Origin of the sequence: Phytopseudomonas dryadis (assembly GCF_004327355.1) — a bacterium.
Taxonomy (GTDB): Bacteria; Pseudomonadota; Gammaproteobacteria; order Pseudomonadales; family Pseudomonadaceae; genus Aquipseudomonas; species Aquipseudomonas dryadis.
The window spans coordinates 255,090-271,499 of record NZ_QJUM01000003.1 but is presented as its reverse complement, the minus strand read 5'-3'; the positions used below and the strand labels follow the sequence as shown (position 1 = coordinate 271,499).

The 16,410-nt window shown below is 60.4% G+C and carries 12 protein-coding genes and 4 tRNA genes; all 16 read left to right on the top strand.

The genetic code is table 11. The features are described from left to right. Positions 1–239 precede the first annotated feature (239 nt). A complete protein-coding gene (gene birA / locus DNK34_RS04185) occupies positions 240–1,196 on the top strand; it encodes a bifunctional biotin--[acetyl-CoA-carboxylase] ligase/biotin operon repressor BirA (RefSeq protein ID WP_131175067.1) in 957 nt (318 codons plus the stop codon). Beyond that, positions 1,186–1,953, top strand: coding sequence for a pantothenate kinase (locus DNK34_RS04180; protein WP_131175059.1), 768 nt, complete (start codon positions 1,186–1,188; stop codon positions 1,951–1,953). The genes birA and DNK34_RS04180 overlap by 11 nt, the downstream gene beginning before the upstream one ends. A 26-nt stretch (positions 1,954–1,979) precedes the next feature. Then, positions 1,980–2,654, top strand: a complete 675-nt coding sequence (locus tag DNK34_RS04175; RefSeq protein WP_131175058.1) for an SPOR domain-containing protein — start codon at positions 1,980–1,982, stop codon at positions 2,652–2,654. 144 nt (positions 2,655–2,798) lie between these two features. After that, positions 2,799–2,883: transfer RNA gene (locus tag DNK34_RS04170), tRNA-Tyr, on the top strand. 24 nt (positions 2,884–2,907) lie between these two features. Then, a tRNA-Gly gene (locus DNK34_RS04165) sits at positions 2,908–2,981 on the top strand. 26 nt (positions 2,982–3,007) lie between these two features. After that, positions 3,008–3,083, top strand: a tRNA-Thr gene (locus DNK34_RS04160). An 84-nt stretch (positions 3,084–3,167) separates the two neighbouring features. Beyond that, positions 3,168–4,361 (top strand): elongation factor Tu, encoded by a 1,194-nt coding sequence (gene tuf / locus DNK34_RS04155; RefSeq protein WP_131175048.1) that lies wholly within the window; start codon positions 3,168–3,170, stop codon positions 4,359–4,361. A 53-nt stretch (positions 4,362–4,414) separates the two neighbouring features. Beyond that, a tRNA-Trp gene (locus DNK34_RS04150) sits at positions 4,415–4,490 on the top strand. A gap of 42 nt (positions 4,491–4,532) precedes the next feature. Further along, complete coding sequence (secE, locus tag DNK34_RS04145) at positions 4,533–4,901, top strand: preprotein translocase subunit SecE (RefSeq protein WP_131175057.1); 369 nt, start codon at positions 4,533–4,535, stop codon at positions 4,899–4,901. A 12-nt stretch (positions 4,902–4,913) separates the two neighbouring features. Then, a complete protein-coding gene (nusG, locus tag DNK34_RS04140; RefSeq protein ID WP_131175056.1) occupies positions 4,914–5,447 on the top strand; it encodes a transcription termination/antitermination protein NusG in 534 nt (177 codons plus the stop codon). 116 nt (positions 5,448–5,563) lie between these two features. Beyond that, positions 5,564–5,995 carry a 50S ribosomal protein L11 gene (rplK, locus tag DNK34_RS04135; protein WP_025167734.1) on the top strand — a complete coding sequence of 144 codons (432 nt, stop codon included), beginning with the start codon at positions 5,564–5,566 and terminating at the stop codon, positions 5,993–5,995. Continuing rightward, positions 5,995–6,690, top strand: a complete 696-nt coding sequence (gene rplA / locus DNK34_RS04130; protein WP_131175055.1) for a 50S ribosomal protein L1 — start codon at positions 5,995–5,997, stop codon at positions 6,688–6,690. The genes rplK and rplA overlap by 1 nt, the downstream gene beginning before the upstream one ends. A gap of 210 nt (positions 6,691–6,900) precedes the next feature. Beyond that, positions 6,901–7,401, top strand: coding sequence for a 50S ribosomal protein L10 (rplJ, locus tag DNK34_RS04125; protein ID WP_131175054.1), 501 nt, complete (start codon positions 6,901–6,903; stop codon positions 7,399–7,401). A 78-nt stretch (positions 7,402–7,479) separates the two neighbouring features. Further along, complete coding sequence (rplL, locus tag DNK34_RS04120) at positions 7,480–7,848, top strand: 50S ribosomal protein L7/L12 (RefSeq protein ID WP_131175053.1); 369 nt, start codon at positions 7,480–7,482, stop codon at positions 7,846–7,848. A 216-nt stretch (positions 7,849–8,064) separates the two neighbouring features. After that, complete coding sequence (gene rpoB, locus DNK34_RS04115) at positions 8,065–12,138, top strand: DNA-directed RNA polymerase subunit beta (protein WP_131175052.1); 4,074 nt, start codon at positions 8,065–8,067, stop codon at positions 12,136–12,138. A 63-nt stretch (positions 12,139–12,201) separates the two neighbouring features. Further along, on the top strand, positions 12,202–16,401 hold the full coding sequence (rpoC, locus tag DNK34_RS04110) for a DNA-directed RNA polymerase subunit beta' (RefSeq protein WP_131175051.1): 4,200 nt from the start codon (positions 12,202–12,204) through the stop codon (positions 16,399–16,401). The last annotated feature ends 9 nt before the right edge of the window (positions 16,402–16,410 follow it).

Below are 16,410 nucleotides of genomic sequence, written 5' to 3'. Positions count from 1 at the left end.
TGAAACGACGCATCGCCGATGGTAGTGTGGGGTTTCCCCATGTGAGAGTAGGTCATCGTCAAGCTTCTACCAGAAACCCCAGATCTCGACAGAGGTCTGGGGTTTCGTCTTTTGGGGGCGGGGAAATTCAAGCGATGGAGAGTGTCTCGCAGTGGTTACTGGTCGCGCGGAGCCGCGCTTGGTAGGCAGGGGCTGGAGGCATCGTTATCATGCGCTCCTTATTGAGCGGTAGGTTCGGCATGCAGCCTTTATTACGGCTTCTACAGGATGGGCAGTTTCACTCGGGTGAAGCGCTGGGCTCTGCCCTGGGCGTCAGCCGCGCGGCGATCTGGAAGCAGCTGCAGGGGCTCGAGGCGGAATTCGGCCTGAGTATTCACAAGGTGCGCGGCCGGGGCTATCGCCTGGAAACGCCGCTGTCCCTGTTGGATCATGCCGCTTTGGCCGCCGAGTGTGTCTGGCCGATCGTGCTGCTGGAGCGCGTGGACTCCACCAATGCCGAGGCCATGCGCCTTGTCGCCGCCAATCAGCCGCCACCCTTTATCGTTCTTGCCGAGCAACAGGTGGCTGGGCGTGGTCGTCGTGGCCGTAGCTGGGTCAGTCCTTTTGGCGAGAATCTCTATTACAGCCTGGTGCTGCGTATAGAAGGTGGAATGCGTCAGCTCGAGGGCTTGAGTCTGGTGATCGGCCTGGCCTTGTTGCGGGCGCTCCATGAGGCGGGCGTCTCCGAGGCGGGGCTCAAATGGCCGAATGATCTGTTGGTCGATGGTCGCAAGATCGCTGGAATCCTGCTCGAGCTCTCCGGTGATCCCGCCGATGTCTGCCATGTGGTGATCGGTATTGGCGTCAATATCAACATGCAGGCTGCTTCAGGCGCAGGTATCGATCAGCCCTGGACGTCGATCAGGCAGGTGCTGGGCCGGCAGATCGATCGTAATCGCTTCGTCTGCGATCTCAGCGCATGGATCGAGCACTACCTGGGCTTGCACCAGTTGCAGGGTTTCGCCGGACTTCGTGCGCAGTGGGAGGACAATCATTTGTGGCAGGGCCGCAGGGTGTCACTCGCCGCAGGTACGCAGTCGGTGGACGGCAGGGTTTTGGGTGTGGATGACGGTGGGGCCTTGCGTCTCGATGTGGCGGGCTGTGAGCGTGCTTTCAGTGGTGGTGAGCTCAGTTTGAGGTTGCGTGATGATTCTTGAGCTTGATTGCGGGAACAGCTTTATAAAGTGGCGGGTAGTGCATGACCGTGATGTCTCGCAGATCCTGGCGGGCGGCATCGCCGGCGATGACCGGGAATTGCTCCAGGCATTGCGTGAGCGGTTCGCTCAGGGCTTGTCGTTCTGCCGGCTGGTCAGTGTGCGCACTGATGAAGAGACCGCACTTCTGGTGGCTGCATTGCGTGATGGGTTCGCCATCGACTGCCTGATCGCCGCGCCTTCGCCGCAGTTGGCGGGGGTGAGCAATGGTTATGATGAGTACCAGCGTCTGGGGCTCGATCGCTGGCTGGCAGTGGTGGGGGCTTATAGTCTGGTTGGCAGGGCCTGTCTGATCCTGGATCTGGGCACGGCGATCACCTCCGATTTCGTCGAGCGCGCGGGGCGCCACCTGGGCGGTTTCATTTGTCCGGGCATGCCGTTGATGCGCAATCAGCTGCGCACCCATACGCGGCGTATCCGCTATGACGATGTCATGGCCGAGCGCGCCCAGCACAGCCTGGCGCCGGGACGCTCCACGGCCGAGGCGGTGGAGCGGGGCTGTCTGCTGATGTTGCGCGGCTTCGTGTCGACGCAGCTCGAGCTTGCCCGTGAGCAATGCGGCGAGGAGGTCGAGGTCTTTCTGACCGGGGGGGATGCGGCGTTGGTGGCCGAGTGGGTGCCCGCTGCCCGGGTGATGCCCGACCTGGTCTTCGTCGGTCTGGCCATCGCTTGTCCGTTGCCTTCGGCGCGGTCGTGCTGAAGGCAACAGGCCTTAGGGAGTGAGCTATGCGCTGGATTTTCATGTTGCTGGTGGTGTTGAACGTCTTCTATTACGTCTGGCATCAGCAGCAGGCCCCGATGCATGCCAAGGAGGTGGCGCCATTGTCCCTCTATCAGGACAGCCGGCGTGACATTCAACTGCTCAGCGAATCGGAGCCCCAGCAGCGGCGCAGCCCGGTAACGGATGAGCCGTCGGTCGAGGCGGTCTGCCTGTTCCTCGGGAGTTTCGAGAACGAGTCGGAGGCCGGCATCATCGAGCAGCGTCTGCTCAGTCTGGACATTCGTTCCCGTGTCCAGGTGGTCGAGGCGGCGGGCTCCGTCGATTACTGGGTGTATCTGCCGCCACTGGCTTCGCGCCAGGCCTCGCTGCGTCAGCTCAGGGAGCTGCAGGCACGCAAGATCGACAGCTACATCATCACCCAGGGGGATCTGGCCAATGGCATTTCCCTGGGGATTTTCCCGCGGCACGACTCGGCTGACAGTGTCATGTCGCGCTTGCGCAACGCGGGCTACGAGCCGTTGCTGAGAGAATTACCCAGGGCGAACCGCAGTTACTGGGTGCGTATAGCCCCCGAGAGCCGGCGCTTGGCCGACGATTCGCTGCTGCAGCGTTTAGCTTTGGACTTCAATGGCTTACAACATCAATTAATGCCGTGCGAAAGCATTGCAAGCCCGCGATAGATTGCATAGAATGGCGCCCGCTTCGCAGGGTGGGCGCCTCAGGGTGAATCTGCGAAGTTGCTGTCAGCGTAGCTAAGCTCAGGTTTTTTAATGAGAAAATGCTTGACAGTAGGGTGGCAGATATTGAGAATGCCGCCTCCTTATGGAGGGATTCCCGAGCGGCCAAAGGGATCAGACTGTAAATCTGACGTCATCGACTTCGAAGGTTCGAATCCTTCTCCCTCCACCAGATTTAGCGTGAGCTCCAGGCTCCGCGGGTATAGTTCAGTGGTAGAACCTCAGCCTTCCAAGCTGATGATGCGGGTTCGATTCCCGCTACCCGCTCCAGCTTTGTGGGACATGCAATGTGTTGCGCTCATGTAGCTCAGTTGGTAGAGCACACCCTTGGTAAGGGTGAGGTCAGCGGTTCAAATCCGCTCATGAGCTCCATTTAATAAAGGCAGATATGTGAGTATCTGCCTTTGTTTTAATGGCGATATCGCTAGCTGAATTCTTCGCTCGGAGACGGTCAAAATGGCTAAAGAAAAGTTTGAACGTAATAAGCCGCACGTCAACGTCGGCACCATCGGTCACGTTGACCACGGTAAAACCACTCTGACCGCAGCGCTGACCCGCGTTTGCTCCGAGGTTTTCGGTTCCGCCAAGGTTGATTTCGACAAGATCGACAGCGCCCCGGAAGAGAAGGCTCGTGGTATCACCATCAACACCGCCCACGTGGAGTACGATTCGTCCGTACGTCACTACGCGCACGTTGACTGCCCGGGTCACGCCGACTACGTGAAGAACATGATCACCGGTGCAGCCCAGATGGACGGCGCGATCCTGGTCTGCTCGGCCGCCGACGGCCCGATGCCGCAGACTCGCGAGCACATCCTGCTGTCGCGTCAGGTAGGTGTTCCGTACATCGTCGTGTTCCTGAACAAGGCTGACATGGTCGATGACGCCGAGCTGCTGGAGCTGGTGGAAATGGAAGTGCGCGATCTGCTGAGCACTTACGACTTCCCGGGCGACGACACGCCGATCATCATCGGTTCCGCGCTGATGGCACTGAACGGCCAGGACGACAACGAGATGGGCACCACTGCCGTCAAGAAGCTCGTCGAGACCCTGGATAGCTACATCCCTGAGCCGGTTCGTGCCATCGACCGTCCGTTCCTGATGCCGATCGAAGACGTGTTCTCGATCTCCGGCCGCGGTACTGTCGTGACTGGTCGTGTCGAGCGCGGTATCGTCAAGATCCAGGAAGAGATCGAGATCGTGGGTCTGCGTGAAACCACCAAGACCACCTGCACCGGTGTCGAGATGTTCCGCAAGCTGCTCGACGAAGGTCGTGCCGGCGAGAACTGTGGCGTGCTGCTGCGCGGCACCAAGCGTGACGACGTCGAGCGTGGTCAGGTCCTGGCCAAGCCGGGCACCATCAAGCCGCACACCAAGTTCGAAGCAGAAGTGTACGTGCTGTCGAAGGAAGAGGGTGGTCGTCACACTCCGTTCTTCAAGGGCTACCGTCCGCAGTTCTACTTCCGTACCACTGACGTGACCGGTTCGTGCGAACTGCCGGAAGGCGTTGAGATGGTCATGCCGGGCGACAACGTGAAAATGGTTGTTACCCTGATCAAGCCGATCGCCATGGAAGATGGCCTGCGTTTCGCGATTCGCGAAGGCGGCCGTACCGTAGGCGCCGGTGTTGTAGCCAAGATCGCCGAGTAATCGGTTGATCTGTCCCCGTCAGGCCGGCATAATGGTCGGCCTGATTTTGTTCTAGGTCAGTAGCTCAATTGGCAGAGCGGCGGTCTCCAAAACCGCAGGTTGGGGGTTCGATTCCCTCCTGACCTGCCATTTTCTAACGAATTTGGCGTGTCTTCTCACAGGATTCTCGTAATGAATGCTAAGGCTGAAGCCAAAGAAACTCGCTTCGATCTGCTCAAGTGGCTGGTTGTGGCCCTGCTTGTAGTGGCCGGCGTGGTTGGTAATCAGTACTTCTCTAACGAGCCGATTCTGTACCGTGTCGTTGCATTGCTGGTGCTTGCGGTCGTGGCCGCGGGCATTGCCCTGCAGACGACGAAGGGGCAGGCCTTCTTTGGTCTGGCGAAGGAAGCGCGCGTCGAGATTCGTAAAGTTGTCTGGCCGACCCGTCAGGAAACCACGCAGACCACGCTGATTGTCGTGGCTGTTGTTCTGGTGATGGCGTTGTTGTTGTGGGGTCTTGATTCGCTCCTCGGCTGGCTCGTGTCGTTTATTGTAAGTTGAGAAAGGTGTCCCGTGGCTAAGCGTTGGTACGTCGTGCATGCTTACTCGGGTTACGAGAAGCATGTGATGCGCTCGTTGATCGAGCGTGTCAAGCTCGCCGGCATGGAAGACGGCTTTGGCGAGATTCTGGTTCCCACTGAAGAAGTGGTCGAGATGCGTAATGGCCAGAAGCGCAAGAGCGAACGTAAATTCTTCCCTGGCTACGTTCTGGTGCAGATGGAGATGAACGAGGGGACTTGGCACTTGGTCAAGGACACCCCGCGCGTCATGGGTTTCATCGGCGGTACCGCCGACAAGCCGGCGCCCATCACCGATAAAGAAGCCGATGCCATCCTGCGTCGCGTTGCCGATAGCGGCGACAAACCCAAGCCGAAGACGCTGTTCGAGCCGGGCGAGATGGTCCGTGTCATCGATGGCCCGTTCGCCGATTTCAGTGGCGTGGTCGAAGAAGTGAATTACGAGAAGAGCCGCATCCAGGTTGCTGTGACCATCTTTGGTCGCTCCACCCCGGTCGAGCTGGAGTTCAGTCAGGTCGAGAAGGCATAACTGACATAAGCATCCCTTACCCCGCAGCCATAGGCTGCGGGGTTTTGTCGTCACTGGGATAAACAGGTAATAACCGGGGAGCCGCAAGGCGCTGGAACCCGATACTGGAGTAGCTAATGGCTAAGAAAATCACGGCTTATATCAAGCTGCAAGTAAAGGCTGCGCAGGCCAACCCGTCGCCACCCGTCGGCCCGGCTCTGGGTCAGCACGGCGTGAACATCATGGAATTCTGCAAGGCGTTCAACGCCAAGACTCAGGGCATGGAACCTGGTCTGCCGACGCCTGTGATCATCACCGTATACAGCGACCGCAGCTTCACCTTTGAAACCAAGAGCACCCCGGCTTCCGTGCTGCTGAAAAAAGCAGCTGGCCTGACCAGTGGTTCCGCGCGTCCGAACACCGTCAAGGTCGGCACCGTGACCCGTGCCCAGCTCGAAGAGATCGCCAAGACCAAGCAGGCCGATCTGACTGCAGCTGATATGGATGCGGCCGTGCGTACCATCGCCGGTTCCGCGCGTAGCATGGGCCTCAACGTGGAGGGCGTGTAATGGCTAAGCTGACCAAGCGTCAAAAGGCAATCGCGGCCAAGATCGAGCCGGGCAAAGCCTACAGTTTCAACGATGCCGCCACCCTGCTGGCTGAAATCTCTGCGGTCAAGTTCGCCGAGTCGGTAGACATTTCCGTGAACCTGGGCGTCGACCCGCGTAAATCGGATCAGGTCGTGCGTGGCGCTACCGTGCTGCCGAACGGCACCGGCAAGACCGTGCGCGTCGCCGTGTTCACCCAGGGCCCAGGCGCTGAAGCCGCTCTGGCTGCCGGCGCCGACCGCGTAGGCATGGATGACCTGGCTGCCGAAATGAAAGGCGGCGACCTGAACTATGACGTCGTCATCGCCTCCCCGGATGCCATGCGCGTTGTCGGTCAACTGGGTCAGGTACTCGGCCCGCGCGGCCTGATGCCGAACCCCAAGGTCGGTACCGTGACGCCGGACGTGGCCACCGCGGTCAAGAATGCCAAGGCTGGTCAGGTGCGTTTCCGTACCGACAAGAACGGCATCATCCACACCTCCGTTGGCAAGGTCGGTTTCGAAGCCGACAAGCTGAAGCAGAACGTGGAGGCGCTGATCGCCGATCTGAAGCGCCTGAAGCCTTCGACTTCCAAAGGTATCTACGTCAAGCGTGTGACCCTGAGCACCACCATGGGCCCAGGCCTGTTGATCGACCAGGGTTCGCTCGACGCGTAATGACAGGGCGAGCGCAAGTGATTGCGCTCGTCGAAAAAATTGGGGTCCCTGCCTGGCGGGGGCTATCCAAGACCGTAGGGGGCGCAGGCCTTAAACCCGAAGAGCGATCTTCGATCCTACGCAGATGGTGCTCCCGATTCTTACCGAATCAGACACCAAAACGCCGTCCGATTTCGGTCGGGCGAAACGGTAACATCCAGGAGTAAACCCGTGGCAATTAAACTCGAAGACAAGAAGGCCATCGTCGCTGAAGTCAACGAGGCTGCCAAAGCTGCCCTGTCCGCTGTCGTGGCCGATGCCCGTGGCGTGACCGTAGGTGCTATGACCGGACTCCGTAAAGAGGCCCGCGAAGCTGGTGTGTACGTGAAAGTCGTGCGTAACACCCTGCTCAAGCGCGCCGTTGAAGGCACTCAGTACGATGTGCTCAGCGACGTGTTCAAAGGCCCGACCCTGATCGCTTTCTCCAACGAACATCCGGGTGCTGCTGCCCGTATCTTCAAGGATTTCGCCAAGGGTCAGGACAAGTTCGAGATCAAGGCAGCTGCGTTCGAGGGTCAGTTCCTCGCAGCCAATCAGATCGACGTACTGGCAACTCTGCCGACCTATGACGAAGCCATTTCCCAGCTGATGAGCGTGATCCAAGGCGCCACCAGCAAGCTGGCTCGTACTCTGGCGGCCGTTCGCGACCAGAAGGAAGCTGCTGCAGCCTGATGCTGCGCAGTGTCTTTCAAAGCATTTGTTTAATTTGATGGCCGCGAAGGCTGTCCACTAAATACAGGAATTAGAGTCATGGCTCTGTCTAACGAAGACATCATCGAAGCAATCGGCCAGAAAACCGTTCTGGAAGTCGTTGAGCTGATCAAGGCGATGGAAGAGAAGTTCGGCGTCACCGCCGCTGCTGCTACCGTTGCGGCTGCTGGCCCGGCTGCTGCCGCTGCCGAAGAGCAAACCGAGTTCAACGTCATCCTGGCCGAAGCCGGTGACAAGAAGGTAAACGTGATCAAGGCCGTTCGCGAACTGACCGGTCTGGGTCTGAAAGAAGCCAAGGCAGTGGTTGACGGCGCCCCGGGCGTGGTCAAGGAAGGCGTGTCGAAAGACGAAGCCGAAGCCGCCAAGAAGGCACTGGAAGAAGCTGGCGCCAAAGTCGAGCTCAAGTAAGCGACGACCTTGCGTCTACAGCCCGAGCGACTCGCACAAGGCTGATGGCTGGTGGCTTTTGCCACCGGCCTTTTTCCGTTCCAGCTCGGCTATTCACCGCCGCCGCGAACGTGAAATACCCACCACCATGGTGGCGCAAACCTAGGGTTTGCAAGAGTTTCTGGCTGCTCCCGTCGGAGACGCCAAATAAGCAGGTGACCAAGCTGGGGAACGCTGATGGCTTACTCATACACTGAGAAAAAACGTATCCGCAAGGACTTTAGCAAGTTGCCGGATGTCATGGATGTGCCATACCTGTTGGCCATTCAGCTGGATTCGTATCGCGAATTCCTGCAGGCGGGAGCGACCAAGGATCAGTTTCGCGACATCGGTCTGCATGCGGCCTTCAAGTCCGTTTTCCCGATTATCAGCTATTCCGGCAATGCTGCTCTGGAGTATGTCGGTTATCGCCTGGGCGAACCGGCGTTCGACGTCAAGGAATGCGTGCTGCGCGGCGTGACATTCGCCGTACCGCTGCGGGTGAAAGTGCGCCTGATCATTTTCGACAAAGAATCGTCGAACAAAGCGATCAAGGACATCAAGGAGCAGGAAGTCTACATGGGGGAAATCCCCCTGATGACCGAGAACGGTACCTTCGTTATCAACGGTACCGAGCGTGTCATCGTGTCCCAGCTGCACCGCTCTCCTGGCGTGTTCTTCGACCACGACCGTGGCAAGACCCACAGCTCCGGCAAGCTGCTGTATTCCGCGCGGATCATTCCGTACCGCGGTTCCTGGCTGGACTTCGAGTTCGATCCGAAGGACGCCGTGTTCGTGCGTATCGACCGTCGCCGCAAACTGCCGGCCTCGGTGCTGCTGCGCGCCCTGGGCTACAGCACTGAAGAAGTGCTGGACGCGTTCTATGCGACCAACGTCTTCCATGTGAAGGGCGAGTCCCTGAGCCTGGAGCTGGTGCCGCAGCGTCTGCGTGGCGAGATTGCCGTCCTCGACATCAAGGATGCCAATGGCAAGGTCATCGTCGAGCAGGGCCGTCGTATCACCGCGCGTCACATCAACCAGCTGGACAAGGCTGGTATCAAAGAGCTGGAAGTGCCGCTCGATTACCTGATTGGCCGTACCACCGCCAAGGTCATCGTGCACCCGGCTACCGGCGAGATCATCGCCGAGTGCAACACCGAGCTGAACACCGAGATCCTGGCGAAGATCGCCAAGGCTCAGGTCGTGCGCATCGAGACGCTGTACACCAACGACATCGACTGCGGTCCGTTCATCTCAGACACCCTGAAGATCGACAGCACCACCAATCAGTTGGAAGCGCTGGTCGAGATCTATCGCATGATGCGTCCCGGCGAGCCACCCACCAAGGATGCCGCCGAGACCCTGTTCAACAACCTGTTCTTCAGCGCCGAGCGTTACGACCTGTCCGCCGTGGGCCGCATGAAGTTCAACCGTCGTATCGGTCGTACCGAGATCGAAGGTTCGGGCGTGCTGAGCCGTGAAGACATCGTCGAAGTGCTCAAGACCCTGGTCGACATCCGTAACGGCAAGGGCATCGTCGATGACATCGACCACCTGGGTAACCGTCGCGTGCGTTGCGTCGGCGAGATGGCCGAGAACCAGTTCCGCGTTGGCCTGGTGCGTGTAGAGCGCGCGGTCAAGGAACGTCTGTCGATGGCCGAAAGCGAAGGCCTGATGCCGCAGGACCTGATCAACGCCAAGCCGGTCGCGGCGGCGGTGAAGGAGTTCTTCGGTTCCAGCCAGCTCTCGCAGTTCATGGACCAGAACAACCCGCTCTCCGAGATCACCCACAAGCGCCGTGTCTCCGCACTCGGCCCGGGCGGTCTGACCCGTGAGCGTGCCGGCTTCGAAGTCCGTGACGTGCACCCGACCCACTACGGCCGCGTGTGCCCGATCGAGACCCCTGAAGGTCCGAACATCGGTCTGATCAACTCCCTGGCGGCCTATGCCCGCACCAACCAGTACGGCTTCCTGGAAAGCCCGTACCGCGTGGTGAAGGACACCCTGGTCACCGACGAGATCGTGTTCCTGTCCGCCATCGAAGAGGCCGATCACGTGATCGCCCAGGCTTCGGCGACCATGAACGACAAAGGTCAGCTGGTCGACGAGCTGGTGGCTGTGCGTCACCTCAACGAGTTCACCGTCAAGGCGCCGGAAGACGTCACCCTGATGGACGTCTCGCCGAAGCAGGTGGTTTCCGTCGCCGCCTCGCTGATCCCGTTCCTCGAGCACGATGACGCCAACCGCGCGCTCATGGGTTCGAACATGCAGCGTCAGGCCGTACCGACCCTGCGTTCGGACAAGCCGCTGGTCGGTACCGGCATGGAGCGCAACGTCGCCCGTGACTCCGGCGTCTGCGTCGTGGCCCGTCGTGGCGGGGTGATCGACTCGGTCGATGCCAGCCGTATCGTGGTGCGCGTCAACGATGACGAAGTCGAAACCGGTGAGGCCGGTGTCGACATCTACAACCTGACCAAGTACACCCGTTCCAACCAGAACACCTGCATCAACCAGCGTCCGCTGGTGAGCAAGGGTGACCAGGTCGAGCGCAGCGACATCCTCGCCGACGGCCCGTCCACCGACATGGGTGAGCTGGCGCTGGGGCAGAACATGCGCGTCGCGTTCATGCCGTGGAACGGCTACAACTTCGAAGACTCCATCCTGCTCTCCGAGCGTGTGGTTCAGGAAGACCGTTTCACCACGATCCACATTCAGGAACTGACCTGTGTGGCGCGTGACACCAAGCTCGGCCCAGAGGAAATCTCTGCGGACATCCCGAACGTCGGTGAGGCGGCACTGAACAAGCTGGACGAAGCCGGTATCGTCTACGTCGGCGCCGAAGTCGGCCCGGGCGACATCCTGGTCGGCAAGGTCACGCCGAAGGGCGAAACCCAGCTGACCCCGGAAGAGAAACTGCTGCGCGCGATCTTCGGTGAGAAGGCCAGCGACGTGAAGGACACCTCCCTGCGCGTGCCGACCGGCACCAAGGGGACCGTCATCGACGTCCAGGTCTTCACCCGTGACGGTGTCGAGCGCGATGCCCGTGCCCTGTCCATCGAGAAGAGCCAGCTCGACGAGATCCGCAAGGACCTCAACGAAGAGTTCCGCATCGTCGAAGGCGCGACCTTCGAGCGTCTGCGTGCGGCGCTGGTCGGCAAGAAGGCCGAAGGCGGCGCAGGCCTGAAGAAGGGCAGCGAGATCACTGACGAGTTCCTCGACGGCCTCGAGCGCGGCCAGTGGTTCAAGCTGCGCATGGCTGACGATGCCCTGAACGAGCAGTTGGAAAAGGCCCAGGCCTACATCTCCGACCGCCGTCAGCTGCTCGACGACAAGTTCGAAGACAAGAAGCGCAAGCTGCAGCAGGGCGACGACCTGGCGCCGGGCGTACTGAAGATCGTCAAGGTCTACCTGGCCATCCGCCGTCGCATCCAGCCGGGTGACAAGATGGCCGGTCGTCATGGTAACAAGGGTGTGGTCTCGGTGATCATGCCGGTCGAAGACATGCCGCACGACGTCCACGGGACGCCGGTCGACATCGTCCTCAACCCGCTGGGCGTACCGTCGCGGATGAACGTCGGGCAGATCCTCGAAACCCACCTGGGCCTCGCGGCCAAGGGCCTGGGCGAGAAGATCAACCGCATGCTCGAAGAGCAGCGCAAGGTCGCCGAGCTGCGCACCTTCATGCAGCAGATCTACAACGAGATCGGCGGCCGTCAGGAAAGCCTGGATGAACTGAGCGATCAGGAAATCCTCAACCTGGCGAAAAACCTGCGCGGCGGTGTGCCGATGGCCACGCCGGTGTTCGACGGTGCCAAGGAAAGCGAAATCAAGGCCATGCTGAAACTGGCGGATCTGCCGGAAAGCGGCCAGATGCGTCTGATCGACGGCCGTACCGGCAACCAGTTCGAGCGTCCGACCACCGTTGGCTACATGTACATGCTGAAACTGAACCACCTGGTGGACGACAAGATGCACGCGCGTTCCACGGGTTCCTACAGCCTGGTTACCCAGCAGCCGCTGGGTGGTAAGGCGCAGTTCGGTGGTCAGCGCTTCGGGGAGATGGAGGTCTGGGCTCTGGAAGCCTATGGTGCCGCCTATACCCTGCAGGAAATGTTGACCGTCAAGTCGGATGACGTGAACGGCCGTACCAAGATGTACAAGAACATCGTGGACGGTGATCACCGCATGGAGCCGGGCATGCCCGAGTCCTTCAACGTGTTGATCAAAGAGATCCGTTCGCTCGGTATCGACATCGATCTGGAAACCGAATAACACGACGTGAATCGGCAGCGGGGCTAACCCAGCCCGCTGCCTGCTCCGCCAGGAGGAAAGGCCTTGAAAGACCTACTGAATTTGCTGAAAAACCAGGGTCAAGTCGAAGAGTTCGATGCCATTCGCATCGGCCTCGCTTCGCCCGAGATGATCCGTTCGTGGTCGTTCGGTGAAGTTAAAAAGCCGGAAACCATCAACTACCGTACGTTCAAACCCGAGCGTGACGGCCTGTTCTGCGCCAAGATCTTTGGCCCGGTCAAGGATTACGAGTGCCTGTGCGGCAAGTACAAGCGCCTCAAGCACCGTGGTGTGATTTGCGAGAAGTGCGGCGTCGAAGTCGCCCTGGCCAAGGTGCGTCGTGAGCGCATGGCGCACATCGAGCTGGCTTCGCCGGTTGCCCACATCTGGTTCCTCAAGTCGCTGCCGAGCCGTATCGGCCTGCTGATGGACATGACCCTGCGCGATATCGAGCGCGTGCTCTATTTCGAGAGCTATGTCGTTATCGACCCGGGCATGACCACCCTGGAAAAAGGCCAACTGCTCAACGATGAGCAGTACTTCGAAGCGCTGGAAGAGTTCGGTGACGACTTCGACGCCCGCATGGGCGCCGAGGCCGTGCGCGAGCTGCTGCACGCCATCGACCTGGAGCACGAGATCGGTCGCCTGCGCGAAGAGATTCCGCAGACCAACTCGGAAACCAAGATCAAGAAGCTGTCCAAGCGCCTGAAGTTGATGGAAGCCTTCCAGGGTTCCGGCAACCTGCCGGAGTGGATGGTGCTGACCGTGCTGCCGGTTCTGCCGCCAGACCTGCGTCCGCTGGTGCCGCTGGACGGTGGCCGTTTCGCAACGAGCGACCTCAACGATCTGTATCGCCGCGTCATCAACCGTAACAATCGTCTCAAGCGCCTGCTCGACCTGTCCGCTCCCGACATCATCGTGCGCAACGAAAAGCGCATGCTGCAGGAAGCGGTCGACGCACTGCTCGACAACGGTCGTCGCGGTCGCGCCATCACCGGTTCGAACAAGCGTCCTCTGAAATCCCTGGCTGACATGATCAAGGGTAAGCAGGGTCGTTTCCGTCAGAACCTGCTCGGCAAGCGCGTTGACTACTCCGGCCGTTCGGTCATTACCGTTGGTCCGGCACTGCGTCTGCACCAATGCGGTCTGCCGAAGAAGATGGCGCTGGAGCTGTTCAAGCCGTTCATTTTCGGCAAGCTGGAAATGCGTGGTCTGGCGACCACCATCAAGGCTGCCAAGAAGATGGTCGAGCGCGAGCTGCCGGAAGTGTGGGACGTTCTCGCCGAAGTGATTCGCGAACACCCCGTATTGCTCAACCGTGCACCGACCCTTCACCGCCTGGGTATCCAGGCCTTCGAGCCGGTACTGATCGAAGGTAAAGCCATCCAGCTGCACCCGCTGGTCTGCGCCGCGTACAACGCCGACTTCGACGGTGACCAGATGGCCGTTCACGTGCCGCTGACGCTGGAAGCCCAGCTCGAAGCGCGCGCGCTGATGATGTCGACCAACAACATCCTGTCGCCCGCCAACGGCGAGCCGATCATCGTGCCGTCGCAGGACGTGGTACTGGGTCTGTACTACATGACCCGCGAAGCCATCAACGCCAAGGGTGAAGGTCGCGTATTCGCCGACCTGCAGGAAGTCGACCGGGTATTCCGTGGCGGCGAAGCCTCGCTGCACGCCCGGGTGAAAGTGCGCATCAACGAGACCATCAAGGAGAAGGACGGCTCGATCACCAAGAACACCCGTATCGTCGACACCACCGTCGGCCGTGCGCTGCTGTTCCAGGTGGTGCCTGCCGGCCTGTCCTACGACGTGGTCAACCAGCCGATGAAGAAGAAGGCGATCTCCAAGCTGATCAACCAGTGCTACCGCACCGTTGGTCTGAAGGACACCGTGATCTTCGCTGACCAACTGATGTATACCGGTTTCGCTTATTCGACCATTTCTGGTGTGTCGATCGGCGTGAACGACTTCGTCATCCCCGATGAGAAGGCGCGCATCATCGACGCCGCTACCGAGGAAGTGAAGGAAATCGAATCGCAGTACGCCTCCGGCCTGGTCACCCAGGGCGAGAAGTACAACAAGGTGATCGACCTCTGGTCGAAGGCCAACGATGAAGTGTCCAAGGCGATGATGGCCAACCTCTCGAAAGAGAAGGTCATCGACCGCGAGGGCAAGGAAGTCGACCAGGAGTCCTTCAACTCCATGTACATGATGGCCGACTCCGGCGCCCGGGGTTCCGCTGCGCAGATCCGTCAGCTGGCCGGTATGCGCGGTCTGATGGCCAAGCCGGACGGCTCGATCATCGAGACGCCGATCACCGCGAACTTCCGCGAGGGTCTGTCGGTACTGCAGTACTTCATCTCCACGCACGGTGCGCGTAAAGGTCTGGCGGATACCGCACTGAAGACCGCGAACTCCGGTTACCTGACCCGTCGTCTCGTCGACGTGGCGCAGGATCTGGTGGTGACCGAGATCGATTGCGGCACCGAGCAGGGTCTGCACATGACCCCGCACATCGAGGGCGGCGACGTGGTCGAGCCGCTCGGTGAGCGCGTACTGGGTCGAGTGATCGCCCGTGACGTGTTCAAGCCGGGTACCGATGAAGTCATCGTGCCGGCCGGCACCCTGGTCGACGAGCGCTGGGTCGAGTTCATCGAGCTGAACAGCATCGACGAAGTGATCGTGCGTTCGCCGATCAGCTGCGAAACCCGCTACGGCATCTGCGCCAAGTGCTACGGTCGTGACCTGGCCCGTGGTCACCAGATCAACATCGGTGAAGCGGTCGGTGTCATCGCCGCTCAGTCGATCGGTGAGCCGGGTACCCAGCTGACCATGCGGACCTTCCACATCGGTGGTGCGGCGAGCCGGACTTCGGCTGCCGACAGCGTCCAGGTGAAGAACGGCGGTGCCATCCGCCTGCACAACCTGAAGCACGTCGAGCGTCTGGACGGCAACCTGATCGCGGTATCGCGTTCCGGGGAGCTGGCCGTGGCCGACGAGTTCGGTCGTGAGCGCGAGCGCTACAAGCTGCCGTACGGTGCGGTGATTTCGGTGAAGGAAGGCGACAAGGTCGACGCCGGCACCATCGTCGCCAAGTGGGACCCGCACACCCACCCGATCGTCACCGAGATGAAAGGTATCGTGACCTTCGTCGGCATGGAGGAAGGCATCACCATCAAGCGTCAGACCGACGAACTGACCGGTCTGACCAACATCGAAGTCCTGGATCCGAAGGATCGTCCGGCCGCCGGCAAGGAAATCCGTCCAGCGATCAAGATGGTCGACGCCAACGGCAAGGAACTGCTGCTGCCGGGTACCGATGTTCCGGCTCAGTACTTCCTGCCGGCCAACGCCCTGGTCGGTGTGGCCGACGGTGCGCAGATCGGTGTCGGCGACGTCATCGCGCGTATCCCCCAGGAAACCTCGAAGACCCGTGACATCACCGGTGGTCTGCCGCGCGTTGCCGACCTGTTCGAAGCGCGTCGTCCGAAAGAAGCTTCGATTCTGGCGGAAATCAGCGGCACCATCTCGTTCGGCAAGGAGACCAAGGGCAAGCGCCGCCTGGTCATCACGCCGACCGATGGCAGTGATCCGTACGAAGAGCTGATCCCGAAATGGCGTCACCTGAACGTGTTCGAAGGTGAACAGGTCAACAAGGGCGAAGTCATCTCCGACGGCCCGAGCGATCCGCACGACATCCTGCGTCTGCTCGGCGTCAGCGCCCTGGCCAAGTACATCGTCAACGAGATCCAGGACGTCTACCGCCTGCAGGGCGTGAAGATCAACGACAAGCACATCGAGACCATCCTGCGGCAGATGCTGCGCAAGGTCGAGATCGCCGAGTCGGGTGACTCCACCTTCATCAAGGGCGACCAGATGGAGCTGACCAGCGTGCTGGGCGAAAACGAGCGCCTGTCTGCCGAAGACAAGTTCGTCGCCAAGTACACCCGGGTCCTGCTGGGTATCACCAAGGCCTCGTTGTCCACCGAGTCGTTCATCTCGGCGGCATCGTTCCAGGAAACCACCCGCGTCCTCACCGAGGCGGCGGTTACCGGCAAGCGCGACTTCCTGCGCGGCCTGAAAGAGAACGTGGTCGTGGGTCGTCTGATCCCGGCCGGTACCGGTCTGGCCTATCACAGCGAGCGCAAGCGTCGCCGCGATGCCGACAAGCCGGTTCGCGTCAGCGCCAGTGAAGTGGAAGCTGCACTGACCGAAGCGTTGAACTCCAGCGAAAATTGAGCGCGTGCC

Bases quoted from the DNA above. Each gene is read 5' to 3' on its own strand.
- secE (WP_131175057.1), top strand. From the start codon at position 4,533: ATGAATGCTAAGGCTGAAGCCAAAGAAACTCGCTTCGATCTGCTCAAG.
- DNK34_RS04175 (WP_131175058.1), top strand. From the start codon at position 1,980: ATGCGCTGGATTTTCATGTTGCTGGTGGTGTTGAACGTCTTCTATTAC.
- rplL (WP_131175053.1), top strand. From the start codon at position 7,480: ATGGCTCTGTCTAACGAAGACATCATCGAAGCAATCGGCCAGAAAACC.
- DNK34_RS04180 (WP_131175059.1), top strand. From the start codon at position 1,186: ATGATTCTTGAGCTTGATTGCGGGAACAGCTTTATAAAGTGGCGGGTA.
- rpoB (WP_131175052.1), top strand. From the start codon at position 8,065: ATGGCTTACTCATACACTGAGAAAAAACGTATCCGCAAGGACTTTAGC.
- tuf (WP_131175048.1), top strand. From the start codon at position 3,168: ATGGCTAAAGAAAAGTTTGAACGTAATAAGCCGCACGTCAACGTCGGC.
- birA (WP_131175067.1), top strand. From the start codon at position 240: ATGCAGCCTTTATTACGGCTTCTACAGGATGGGCAGTTTCACTCGGGT.
- rplK (WP_025167734.1), top strand. From the start codon at position 5,564: ATGGCTAAGAAAATCACGGCTTATATCAAGCTGCAAGTAAAGGCTGCG.
- rplA (WP_131175055.1), top strand. From the start codon at position 5,995: ATGGCTAAGCTGACCAAGCGTCAAAAGGCAATCGCGGCCAAGATCGAG.